Genomic DNA, 11822 nt, shown 5'->3' on the forward strand with positions numbered 1-11822 from the left:
AACACCCACCTGTCACCGTTCGGGGGATCAGGTGACGGGGGTGTCAGCACCTCGTCCGGGCGCTCAAAGTCTGGGGGGCGGCCTGCGAGCGGGGGCTCGTGGCGGCCGGTCCGGGTGTAACGACCCGGGGGGCGGGGCCATTCCCGGGGGCTTGGCTCCCCCGGGGCGGGGGGCTCGGCCGTGGTCCTGCGATCGTCCGGAGGTGTAACGACCCCCGGCCCGCCACGATTCCGGCCCACGGGTGCAACCGGTCACCACACCGGCCCCACAACCGGACACACCACCCACGCACGGTGGTCGGCCTGGGTGATCGACTCCGGATCGCCGAACTCGGGGCATCCCGGACCGGTCGATGCCCCCATATCGGCGACCTCGTGTCGATCACGGCGATCACGGCGATCACGGCGATCACGGCGATCACGGCGATCACGGCGATCGGGGCGATCGGGGCGATCGGGGCGGCGTGGCAGGAGCCCGCCGCCGACGGACGCCAAGCGGGCGTCCCGGGTCGTCGACACCCCCGCGACTGGCGGTCGGGAGTCGATCACGCCGAGGCGGTGTGGACCGGGCGAACGCCACACCGCCCCACGACGTGACCTGGCGCCCGCCGGGACAATCCGACGGGCGCCAGTTCGAGGTACGTCCGGGGCACTGCCCCGGCTGTGGTGCCGGTTAGTGCGCGGCTCCGCCGAAGCGCTGGCGGCGACGCCAGGCCAGGGTCAGCAGCAGCATGATCGCGCCGGCGCCGACGAGACCGCCACCGAGCTTCATGGGCGTACCGATGCTGTCACCGGTGACGGGCAGCGGCTGCTTGCGGTGCAGCACCCGCAGCTCGGTGCTCGCGGTCCGGCCGGACTCGCGGCCCGTTGCGGTGAAGGTCAGCAGACCGGTCACCGACGGCTTGTAGCTCTTGGTGAAGTGCCCCTGGGCGTCGGTGTACGCCGTGAAGTTGAGCGGCGCGCTCGCCTGGTACGCCACCGGCGCCATGGCCACGGTGGTGCCGTCGCTGCGGCGGGCCGGCGCGTTGCCGGCGGCCGGGGCAGCGAGGGGGGTTACCGTCACCGAGATGTCGACGGTCTCGTTGGGGCCGAAATTGGTGCCGGTCAGGATGACCGTCTCGCCCAGGAAGATCGTCGGCCGGTTGACGGTCAGGGACGCGGCGGCCGGCGGGTACGGCGGCGGTTGAGGCGTGCCGCTGGGCGTCGGCTGCGGCTGTGCCGCCCCCGCTGCCGTCGGCACGGCCACCACGGCCAGGCCGACCGTGAGCGCCATGATGATGCGGGATAGCCGCATGATTGGTTCCCTCCTACTGGTCACAGCTTCGTGCGGAATGAACTTGGGTGGTCCAAGGGCTGGCGGTGGGGGTCAGCCACAGCTCGGCCTGCCCGACGCCGGTCTTGGCCGTCAGGACGGTGACCTCCAGCGCCCTCTCGACGCCGGGGCCGATGTCGACGTTGGCCGTCGCCACCTGGCGGCGGCGTTCGGTGCCGCTGCCCAGTGCCGTCTCGGCCCCGTCGAGCCGGGCGTCGAGCACGGAGCCGCCCGCCGGGCTGAAGATCGACACCAGCGTGCGCACGGTGTACGGGTCGCCAGCCAGACCGAGGCCAAGGATCGACTTGCTGAGCCCTGACTTCGGCGCCGTCGAGCGCAGAGTCACCCGCAGTCGGAGCTCGCGGCGGCCGTCGGGCCGGCATTCGCCGACCGTGAGGCTCGCCGTCGGCCGCAGGTAGTAGCCGAGCTTCGCGCCGCTGCCGTCGTTGAGAAACACGCCGACCGTCGGCACGGTGTCCTGTTCCGGGAGCGTCCCGGCCATCCGGCTGTTGCCGAACGTCCGTTGTTCTTCCGGGTGAGCACTCCAGAACAATATCCGGCGTTCCGTGATAGCACGGTCAAATGCGGACAACAACACCCTGGGGTTGACATTCTTCGTGAAGAAGGCGTCAAACACCGCAGCCGCCGAGGATGCGAAGTAGGCGTCCTGCTGCGTGGTGTCCAGTCGCTGGTAGGTCTCGTTGAGCAGGGTCTGCACGGCCTTCTCGCTGGCCAGCGGCGCCCCGCCGGGCACCAGCACCGGGCCGGTCGCCTTGAGCAGGTAGGACAGCACCACCGGATCCACGGCGAGCACACCGTCGACAGTGGTACCGGTCTTGCGCCGGTACATCTCCCGGTACAGGGCGGCGGCGGTCGGGAAGTGCGGGGTCAGGTTCACGTCGGCGGGGTAGATGCCGGGCAGGTCGGTCCAGATCGCCCGGGTCTCGGCGGGCAGCTTCAACGCCGGGGTGAACCGACCCAGGGACGCGCTGCTGCCCTGCCGGCCCATCTGGACCCGCCCGCCCTCGGCCTCGATCATCGCGTACGCGCCGAACATGCCGCCGGTCGCGCGCAGCTCGGCCAGGTTCTGCGAGACGAGCAGGTAGCGCCGAGAGCCGCTGGCGCCGAGCAGCGGCGGCAGCAGCCGAGCGCCCTGGTCGGCCGCAGCGGTGAGGCTGGCCAACCGGTCGATCTCGCCGCGGAGATCGGTCAGCGCCTGGCGGACCTGGCTGACCAGCTTGTCGGCCGGCACGGCGGCCAGGTCCCGACGGGTGCCCTGCACCGAGTCGTTGACCCGGGTCAGCTCGCCGGAGACCGACGTGAGCCGGGCCAGGTCCAACCGGCCGCCGGCCGGCACTAGGCTGGTCAGGTCCGTGCGCAGCAGGCTGGGGAACGCCTGCCGGGCCAGGTCGTCGATGGCGATGGCGATCAGCCGGACCGCGTCGAGATCGTCACCGGCCGCCGGGGTGTGCCGACCGAGCCTCCAGCTCGGGTCGGACGTGGCGGTCCGGGCCGCGCCGGACTGCTCCTGCAGGGCGGAGAGGGTGCGCAGGGCCCGGTCGGTGTCCCCGCCGACGACCTGAGCGCTCAACTCCCGGGCCAGGCCGGCGGCATTGAGCAGGTGCGCGCGCGCCTGCCAACCACGAAAACCGATCCACCCACCCGCGGCCAGCACCAGCGATCCGACCACGAGCGCGCCGAGCAGGGCCCGGCGCAGTCGCGCGCGCCGGCGACGCCGGGACCGGCTTCGTCGTCGACCCGGTCGTTCGCTCTCCGTCACACCACACTCCGATCCAGGAATCGGACAGTCTGTCGAATTCCCTGACGTTCTTAGCACGTTACGAGGACTCTCGTACCGTTATGGCATTTCTGGTCCTTTACGCGAGTTTTCCTCGCGACGCCGTGGCTCCCTGCGGGACGCGGCCGGCGGCCTCGTGCAGCAGCCGTTCGATCCGGTCGACACCGGCCGGCAGCGACATCTCCCGCAGGTACGTCTGCCGCCCCCGCCGGCCCATCTCGGTGCGCGCGGGCGGCGGGATGGTGGCGGCCAGCCAGAACCGGTCGGCCAACGCGGCCCAGTCCTCGGGTGGGCAGGACAGCCCGGCTCGGGCGCGTTCGACCAGCTCGACGGTGTCCCCGCCGGCCGACGCGACGACCGGCGCGGCGCACGAGAGCGCGGCCTGCAGCTTGCCCGGCACCATGCCGCGAAGCTCGGGCAGGTCGCGCAGCATGATCAACTGGTAGTCGGCGGCGGCGTACAGCTCGGGCATGTCGACAGGTGACCGCCGTTCGAGGAAGCGGACGTTCTCCGCCTTGAGGTCGGCGGCGAGCCCCCGCACCCGCCGCTCGTCCGCGCCCGAGCCGACCAGGACCAGGTCCATCGTCCGGTCCAGCGCGGCCGCGGCCCGTACCGCCGTCTCCAGCCCCTGGCGGGGTCCGATGGTCCCGGCGTGCATGACCACACACCGGCGATCCCGGCGGACCATCTGCCGGGCCGCCGCGCCGGGTGTCGCCGGGTAGAAGATGCGCTCGTCCGTCCAGTTGAGGACCAGACGAACCCGGCCGGGGTCGGCGCCGGCCGCGACCACCAGGTCGCGCATCGACGGCGCGGCCACGGCGACCCGCGCGGCCGACCGGTAGACGCGGGTCATCGCGGCGTCCATCCGCGCCAACCAGCGGCCGCCGCCGGACGCGTCGACGCCGTCGCGAGCCCAGACATCCTGTACGTGCAGCACCGTCGGCACCCTCGCGAGGAGCCGCAGGACGGCGGCGGTGGCGAACGTGGTGGCCGGCAGTTGAAAGACGTAGAGCGCGTCCACGTCACCCAGGAACCGGCGGGCCGCCAGCGACGCGCTCCCGGCGAACGACAGGTAGCTGGCCATCCGCGCCCGGGTGGTGGTGGCCCCGCCGGAGACCCGCGGCACCCGGCGGACCGACAGCCGGTCGCTGTGCGTCTCGTGGTGCCACCGCTGCCGCCACCCTGGATAGACGTGGCCGCCCGGGTAGTCGGGGAATCCGGTGAGGACGCGGACCTCGTGCCCGCGCGCGGCCAACTCCTCGGCGAGGCTGCCGGGGATGAACGCCGGCTCGGGCGGGAAGTGGTACGACAGGATGCCGATCTTCACCGCGGCACCGCCGGTGGGCGCGGACCGGGCTCGGCCGGCGCGGCACCGCGTCCGACGGGGCGGCCCGCGTAGGATGCTGGCAACCCCTCCCCGCGCGCCCAGCGGCGTCGACGCATCACCCTCGCGGTGCGGCGACCCGTGTCCGCATCCACGAGAGGGCTCCCGATGGCCGACCGCGTGCTGTTCGTCTGCCACGCCAACCTGTGTCGCTCGCCGATGGCCGAGCACCTGGCCCGACGGCTGTTGGCCGACCGTCCCGTGCTGGTGTCCAGCGCCGGCACCGACGCGATGGACGGGATGGCCATGCACCCGTACGCGGCGGAGGTCGTGGCCGAGGAGGGCGGCGACCCGACGGCGTTCAGCAGCCGTACGCTGCGTGCCGAACAGCTGACCGAGGCGACGCTGGTGCTGACCGCGACGCGGCGGCAGCGGTCGGTGTGCACCTCGCTCGCGCCCGGCGCGCTGCACCGGACGTTCACCCTGCGCCAGTTCGGCCGGCTGGCGGCGGCGGCCGAACCGCCCGTCGGATCGACCGACGATCCGCTGGGGGCCGCCATCGCCGCCGCCGCCAGCGCCCGCGGGCGGCTGCAACCCGCCGCTGCGGACGCGGACGACCTTCGGGACCCGATCGGCGGTACCGTCGCCGACTTCCGTCGCTGCGCCGAGGAGATCGAACGCTCGCTACGACCCCTCGCCGCGCTCATCGGGGCAGCCGGGTGAGTTCCTGGGTACGGTCGCTGACACCGTTGACCCCGGCGTCCTCACTGTGCCGGGCGGCGGGGGCCCGGTCGGTCGGTACCGACGGCGTGGCCGTCGAGGCGACCACCCGGTAGGCCTCGTACTGGTACGCCTCGGCCTTGGCCACCTTCGCCATGTTGAGCACGCAGCCGAGCAGCCGCACCGAGACCGAGTGCAGCGCGCGGGCCGCCGCGGCCACCTGGGTACGCGACGTCCGACCCTGCTGGCTCACCAGCAGCGCGCCGTCGGCCTGGACAGCCACCACGACGCCGTCGGTCACCGCGAGCAGCGGCGCGGTATCGATGATCACGATGTCCGCGGACTCGCGCAACGCGAGCAGCAGGTCCGCCATCGCCTTGGAGCCGAGCAACTCGCTCGGGTTGGGCGGCGCGGAGCCACTGGGCAGCACCAGCAGGGACTTGTCGCCCCACCGCTGCACCACGTCACCGACCTGGACGTCGCCGACCAACACGTCGGTGAGGCCGACACCGGCGTCCAGGCCCAGGTAGTCGTCGACCTTCGGGCGTCGCAGGTCGGCGTCGACCAGCAGCACCCGCCAGCCCGCCTCGGCCAGCGCGATGGCCAGGTTGCACGACATCGTCGTCTTGCCCTCGCCCTGCAACGCGCTGGTCACGGCGATGACCCGGGCCGGCTCGTGCACGTCCACGAAGCGCAGGTTGGTCCGCAGCTTGCGGACCGCCTCGGCACGGGCCGACGTCGCGGCGTCGCCGACGATCAGCGGGGACGTGCGGGCGGCGCTCTCGAACGGGATCTCACCGAGCAGCGGGCTTCCGGTGGCGCGTTGCAGGCCGGCGGCGTCGCGCAGGCGGACGTCGGCGACGCCGCGCAGGATCGCCAGGCCGACGCCGAGGACGAGGCCGAGCAGACCGCCGAGTACGAGGTTACGCAGCGGCTTCGGCGAGACGGGGCTCGCGCTGACCCGTGGGCCGCTGACCACCTCGATCTTGATGGGTGACTTGCCCTCGGGTGGCGTCTCGACCTTCTGGACGAGTTCGACGAACTTCGCGGCGAGGGTCTCGCTCACCCGCAGGGCGCGGGCCTGGTCGGTGTCGGTGATCGAGGCGCGCAGCAGGACGGTGCCCGTCTCGGTGGAGGTGGTCACCCGGCGCTGCACCTCGTCCGCGGTGAGCCCGACCGGCGTCTCGGCCGCGACACTCTGTGCCAGGCGGTCGCTGCTGAGCAGGTCGGCGTACGACTTGACGCGCTGCTGGAGGAACAGCCCGCCCTGGTAGGCATCGGAGACGCCCTGGTTGGGGGTGGTGACGAAGAAGGTCACCGAGGCGACGTACCGGGGCTGGGCCCGTACGGTCAGAAACGCCGAGACGCCCAGGGACACCATGATCGTGAGCAGCACGACCCACCAGTGCCGACGCACGTGGCGCAATTGGCGAAGCAGGTCCATCAGGCTTGCCTCCGGACCGGTCCGGTTACGCCAAAGAACTTCACGAAAACCCCCAAGGTCGTCTGTCAACTCGTGAAACCATTAAAGCCCCTCATAGGACTTATGTCCGGAGTTATGCATTTTCGGCGTCGGTAACCGCGCCGTCCCGCATGACCAACCCGACAAAGGGCCATTCGGCAGCGGCGACGTCCGGAAAAGTCGGCGACCGATTCCACGGGCCGATCTCGATCGCCGCGCCGCGCCGCGCACGATCACGACGTACCGCCGAGCGGATAGGCTCGACAACGGTGTGCCGGGAAGTCTGGTCGGCGATTGGATCTTTGCCGTCCCGACACCAGAGGTGAGCCCTTTGACCGACCGCACCCCCCACCGCGACCGACTCTTCGCGCGGTCGTCCTGGCCGGAGGCCCGGCACCTGGCCGACGTGCTGCGCACCGAAACGGTGGGTGGCGCCCTGCTGCTGCTCGGCGCCGTCCTCGCGCTGGTCTGGGCGAACTCGCCATGGAGCGAGGCGTACGTCCGGCTCGGGGCCTGGGTGCCCTGGCCGGGCGGCGAGCGCTGGCACCTCGACCTGAGCCTCGCCACCTGGGCCGCCGACGGCCTGCTCGCCATCTTCTTCTTCGTGGTGGGCCTGGAACTCAAGCGTGAGTTCGTCGCCGGCGATCTGCGCGACCCACGCCGCGCGGCACTGCCGGTGGTGGCCGCCCTGGGTGGAATGGCGCTGCCCGCATTGGTCTACGTGGCCGTGCTCCTCGGCACGGGCGGCGAGGGACTGCGGGGCTGGGCCATCCCGACCGCCACCGACATCGCCTTCGCGCTGGCCGTCCTCGCGGTGGTCAGCTCACACCTTCCCCAGGGTCTGCGCGCCTTCCTGCTCACCCTGGCCGTGGTCGACGACCTGTTCGCGATCACCATCATCGCGGTCTTCTACACCGCCGACTTCCACCCGCTGCCGCTGTTCGCCGCGCTCGCCCCGATCGGGCTCTTCGCGTGGCTGGTACGGCGAGGCCGGACCTGGTGGTGGGCCCTCGTCCCGCTCGCGGCCGCCACCTGGGCGCTGGTGCACGCCTCGGGCGTGCACGCCACGGTCGCCGGCGTACTGCTCGGCTTCACCGTGCCGGTGCTGAGCCGCGCCCCGGGCGGCACCGCCGCGACGGCCGACCGGGCGGAGTCGGGTGGGGCGGACGCGGGCGGTCTCGCCGCGCACCTGGAACACCGGTGGCGACCCGTGTCCGCCGGCTTCGCCGTGCCGGTCTTCGCCCTCTTCGCGGCCGGCGTGACACTCCGGGGCACCGATCTCGGGACCCTGCTGACCGACCCGCTGGTGATCGCCGTGGTGGCCGGCCTGGTGTTCGGCAAGAGCATCGGGATCTTCGGCTCGACCTACCTGCTGGCCCGGTTCACGCGCGCCGAGTTGGACGAGGACATCACCTGGTCCGACCTGTTCGGCATCGCCCTGTTGGCCGGGGTCGGGTTCACCGTCTCGCTGCTCATCGGCGACCTGGCGTTCGGCGCGGGCAGTACGGCCGACGAGCGGGTCAAGGCGGCGGTCCTCGTCGGGTCGGTGATCTCCGCGGCGCTCGCCGCCGCCGTGCTCGCCCGCCGCAACGCCGCGTACCGGCGGGTGGCCGAGAAGGACCGCCTCGACGCCGACGGCGACGGGGTGCCCGACGTCTACCAGCGGCCCGGACGGGAGTGACCGGCCCGGCCCGCGACCCGCCATGCTCAGCGCTGGCGGTCGTGCGGCGCCCGCTCCTCGGTCTCGTCCGCGAGGGCGTCGGTCGTGGGGGCGGTGAGGTCGTCGGCGGGCACCGCCACCTCCTCCGCGAGGTCCTGCTCGTCGGGCTTGCCGCCGGGCTGCGGCTCGGGAGCGGTGGCGCCGCCGGCGTATCCGTACTCGTTCGGTTCGTCGTGCCGGCTCATGTGGTTATCCTCCCGCTTTTCCCGGTTTCTCTGGTACCGCCCACGGTAGGCGGTGATCGTCGCCCCCGCAGCGCGGCGGGGATTGTCGCCGCGACCACGGCGGCGGGAGACTCAACGCCGCCGCGAGCAGTTGCCGCAGCGCGACGATCGCGGCGGTGGAGGCCAGGCCACCCCACGCCGGATCCCCGGCGAGCCGCAGCAGGCCGGCCGCCGTCAAAAGGTCCAACAGCACGCGTACGGCGACCCGCACGTCGCCGGTGCACACCGCCGCGACGACCCCGGTGACCAGGGCCAGCGCGGTCACCGCCTCGACCAGCCCGCCGATCACGTCCCCTGCCGCCCGTCGGTGACCTGCCGTTGCTCCTGCCGGATCTCCCGGCCCAGGAAGTAGTTCAGCGCCGTCCGGATCGTGGCGATCGCCGCCAACTGGCCGATCTGCGTGAACGACGGCGACACCGCGGTCCGCAACACGTCGGCCGCGAGTTGGAACTCCAGACCGAGCGTCAGGAACCGGCCCAGCGACAGGCGGATCGGGGTGAAGACGGCGGCGGTGCGGTGCCGTAGCCCCTCGGCCACGAACCGCACCGCCGCCCAGAGCGCGCCCACGACGATCACCAGGGCGCCGGCCACCTCCACCACGGCGACCAGCACCTGGTCGCCGTGGCGCAGCAGCTCCGCCGGCTCCACCCGGAGGCGTTACCCGCCACCGGGGCGGCTAGTCGGCGCTCAGGTCAGCTCGTTCACGGCCTCCAGGATCAGCCAGAGGCCACTGATGGCGAACAGCACCGCGGCGCCGCACCTGATGGTCCTCTCCGGCAGCCGGCGGCCGAGCATCCGGCCGACCAGGATGGCCAGCGCGTCCGCGGCCACCATGCCCACCGTGGAGCCGAGCCAGGTGCCGAACCAGCCGTACTTGGTGGCCAGGGTGATCGTCGCGAGCATCGTCTTGTCGCCCAGCTCGGCCAGGAAGAACGCCACCGACACCGCCACGATCGCGGTCTTGCTGGTCTTCTCGGCCTTACGCTTCTCCTCCTCGGTGAGTTTGTCACCGCGCAGGGTCCACGCGCCGAAGCCGAGGAAGGCCACGCCGGCCACCAGCGAGATCCATTCGGTGGGCAGCACGGCGCCGAGACCCGAACCGATGGCGACCGACGCCAGGTGCACCACCGCCGTGGCGACGGTGATGCCGATCAGCACCGGAAGCGGCTTGAACCGCGTGGCGAACGTCAGCGCCATCAACTGGGACTTGTCTCCCAGCTCGGCGACGAAGATGACGCCGAAGCTGACGACCAGCGCGGCGAGGAATCCCTCCATGACATCCTTCCCGTTCAGACCGGGAGGAGGTGCGGGGGCGCCCTCGACCCGGCTGCGACAGCCTGAGTCGAAGGTCTCGCCCGCCCCGGAGAACCGGGGCCGCGTGGCCGGATGCGGAACGCACCAGTATGTCGACCACGACATTGGGGGCTACTCCCCTTCGCGCGACCAGCTTAACCGATCAGCGAGCGGGCCGGACGGCGCGGGTGAACAGGCTCACCACGCCCGCGCCAGCGTCACCCCGAACAGCCCGCGCGGGTCCGTCCAGAAGTGCGACGCCGCGAAGCCCGCCGCGCCCAGTTCGGCGGCCACCCCCTCCGGGCGGAACTTCGCCGACACCTCCGTCCGCAGCTCCTCCCCCTCGTCGAACGCCACCGAGAGGTCCAGCACCCGGACCCGCATCGATCGCGTCGCTCGCAGACGCATCTCGATCCACTCCCGCTCCGGGTCCCACCGGGCGACATGCGCGAACGCCTCCGGGTCGAAGTCGGCCCCCAACTCCCGGTTGATCACATACAGCACGTTGCGGTTGAACTCGGCCGTGACCCCGGCCGCGTCGTCGTAGGCGGGCACGATCACCGACGGGTCCTTCACCAGGTCGGTGCCGAGCAGCAACCAGTCGCCGACCTCCAGCGCGGCGCGCATCGCGGTCAGGAACCCGGCCCGCTCGGCCGGCAACAGGTTGCCGATCGTGCCGCCCAGGAACACCACCAGCCGCCGCCCGCCGGTCGGCAGCCGGTCGAGCTGGCGGGTGAAGTCGCCCACGATCCCCCGCACCCGCAGCCCCGGATAGTCGGCGGCGATCTGCGCCGTCGACCCGAGCAGGGCGCTGACCGAGACGTCGAGCGGGACGAACGTGCCCAGCCCTCCCCGGCGGGTGAACGCGTCCAGCAGCAGCCGGGTCTTCTCCGACGAACCGGAGCCCAGCTCGATCAGGGTCTTCGCGCCGGTCAGCGCCGCCACGTCGGCGGCGTGCGCGGCGAGCACCGCGCGCTCGGCCCGGGTCGGGTAGTACTCGGGCAGCCGGGTGATCTCCTCGAACAGCTCGCTGCCCCGCGAGTCGTAGAACCACTTCGGCGGCAGCCACTTCGCCTCGGCCGTCAGCCCCGCCCGGACGTCCGCCCGCAGGCCACGCTCCAGGTCCTGCGGCTCAAGGTAGATCTCCAACGGTTCCGCGCTCATGGCCCCCGCCCCTATCGTGGTCGTCAGACACCTCGCGTAGCCCGGCCGGCAACGCTCATCCGGCCGGCAGCCCGCACACCCGCACCTCGTCCGTCGTGGCGGTGACCAGGCGCTGCTGCGGCACCGGCCGCCACCCGGCGTCGTCGTCGTGCGGCTCGGACGCCACCACCACCGAGCCCGCGCCCGCGCGCACCGACAGCGCGTGACCGACCGCCGTAGCCACCGCCCGCCGTCCGTCGGTGAGCAGCAGATTCAGCCGCGACCCCGGAGCGGCGGCGGCGACCTCGACCACCGTCCGGCCGACCGCCTCCGCCGGGTCATCGCCCGCGCGCAGCCGATGCCGCACCAGCGCCCACAGCAACGCCGAGTCGGTGGCCGCGTCCAGGGTCAGCAGGTCCCGCACCGGCAGGCCGGCGGCGAGCGGCACCATCGAATCGGGCCAGCCCCGGATCACACCGTTGTGGCTGAACAGCCACCGGCCCTCCGCGAACGGCGCCGCCGCGCCGTCGACCACCGCCATCCCCACGGTGGCCGACCGGACCGCGGCGAGCACCGCGCCGGCACGTGTCACCGCCGCCAGCTCGGCGATCGTCGGGTCGCTCCAGATCGGCTGGGCACGCCGGTACCGCACCGGAGGACCGTCGTCCGGATACCAGCCGACACCGAACCCGTCGGCGTTGATCGTGCCGCCGCCGCGCATGTCACGCGGCGCCCAGGACTGACGGACCAGCGCGTACGCCGGCTCGAACAGCAACGCGGCCAACGTGACCGGCGGGCCGAGGTAGACCAGATGACGGCACATCAGC

General features: G+C 72.5%; 12 protein-coding genes. 2 read left to right on the plus strand and 10 right to left on the minus strand.

Annotated features, from left to right (window positions below; all coding sequences use genetic code 11):
- Positions 1-672: 672 nt before the first annotated feature.
- From ACIBTX_RS26045 to ACIBTX_RS26055, 3 genes are all read right to left on the minus strand, one after another.
- A complete protein-coding gene (locus ACIBTX_RS26045) occupies positions 673-1293 on the minus strand; it encodes a hypothetical protein (RefSeq protein WP_357118836.1) in 621 nt (206 codons plus the stop codon).
- Positions 1294-1306: 13 nt separating this feature from the next.
- A complete protein-coding gene (locus ACIBTX_RS26050; protein ID WP_357118839.1) occupies positions 1307-3091 on the minus strand; it encodes a DUF4012 domain-containing protein in 1785 nt (594 codons plus the stop codon).
- Between the two features lie 97 nt (positions 3092-3188).
- Positions 3189-4436 carry a glycosyltransferase family 4 protein gene (locus tag ACIBTX_RS26055; protein ID WP_396833118.1) on the minus strand — a complete coding sequence of 416 codons (1248 nt, stop codon included), beginning with the start codon at positions 4434-4436 and terminating at the stop codon, positions 3189-3191.
- A gap of 165 nt (positions 4437-4601) precedes the next feature.
- Between ACIBTX_RS26055 and ACIBTX_RS26060 the strand changes: the two genes are divergently transcribed.
- The gene (locus ACIBTX_RS26060; RefSeq protein ID WP_357118845.1) at positions 4602-5156 is read left to right on the plus strand and encodes a low molecular weight phosphatase family protein; all 555 of its coding nucleotides are present in this window, start codon (positions 4602-4604) and stop codon (positions 5154-5156) included.
- Here the strand turns inward: ACIBTX_RS26060 and ACIBTX_RS26065 are convergent.
- Positions 5137-6597, minus strand: coding sequence for a polysaccharide biosynthesis tyrosine autokinase (locus tag ACIBTX_RS26065; RefSeq protein WP_357118848.1), 1461 nt, complete (start codon positions 6595-6597; stop codon positions 5137-5139). The two genes, ACIBTX_RS26060 and ACIBTX_RS26065, sit on opposite strands and share 20 nt — an antisense overlap.
- A 349-nt stretch (positions 6598-6946) precedes the next feature.
- On the opposite strand from ACIBTX_RS26065, the gene nhaA reads away from it, so the two are divergent.
- The gene (gene nhaA, locus ACIBTX_RS26070; protein WP_357397420.1) at positions 6947-8296 is read left to right on the plus strand and encodes a Na+/H+ antiporter NhaA; all 1350 of its coding nucleotides are present in this window, start codon (positions 6947-6949) and stop codon (positions 8294-8296) included.
- Between the two features lie 26 nt (positions 8297-8322).
- Here the strand turns inward: nhaA and ACIBTX_RS26075 are convergent, their stop codons facing one another.
- The 6 genes from ACIBTX_RS26075 to egtC form a co-directional block, all read right to left on the minus strand.
- A complete protein-coding gene (locus ACIBTX_RS26075) occupies positions 8323-8520 on the minus strand; it encodes a hypothetical protein (RefSeq protein WP_357170530.1) in 198 nt (65 codons plus the stop codon).
- 4 nt (positions 8521-8524) lie between these two features.
- Entirely contained in the window at positions 8525-8848 is a 324-nt protein-coding gene (locus ACIBTX_RS26080) for a hypothetical protein (protein WP_357118857.1), read from the minus strand.
- Entirely contained in the window at positions 8845-9207 is a 363-nt protein-coding gene (locus ACIBTX_RS26085; protein WP_357118860.1) for a DUF1622 domain-containing protein, read from the minus strand. Before ACIBTX_RS26085 ends, ACIBTX_RS26080 begins: the two co-directional genes overlap by 4 nt.
- 39 nt (positions 9208-9246) lie before the next feature.
- Entirely contained in the window at positions 9247-9834 is a 588-nt protein-coding gene (locus ACIBTX_RS26090) for a TMEM165/GDT1 family protein (RefSeq protein ID WP_396833119.1), read from the minus strand.
- A gap of 216 nt (positions 9835-10050) precedes the next feature.
- Entirely contained in the window at positions 10051-11016 is a 966-nt protein-coding gene (egtD, locus tag ACIBTX_RS26095) for an L-histidine N(alpha)-methyltransferase (RefSeq protein WP_357118866.1), read from the minus strand.
- A gap of 55 nt (positions 11017-11071) precedes the next feature.
- Positions 11072-11818: an ergothioneine biosynthesis protein EgtC gene (egtC, locus tag ACIBTX_RS26100; RefSeq protein WP_357118869.1), complete on the minus strand. Its 747-nt coding sequence runs from the start codon at positions 11816-11818 to the stop codon at positions 11072-11074.
- Positions 11819-11822 lie beyond the last annotated feature (4 nt).

The sequence above is a fragment of the Micromonospora sp. NPDC049359 genome, from assembly GCF_044466585.1.
GTDB lineage: Bacteria > Actinomycetota > Actinomycetes > Mycobacteriales > Micromonosporaceae > Micromonospora.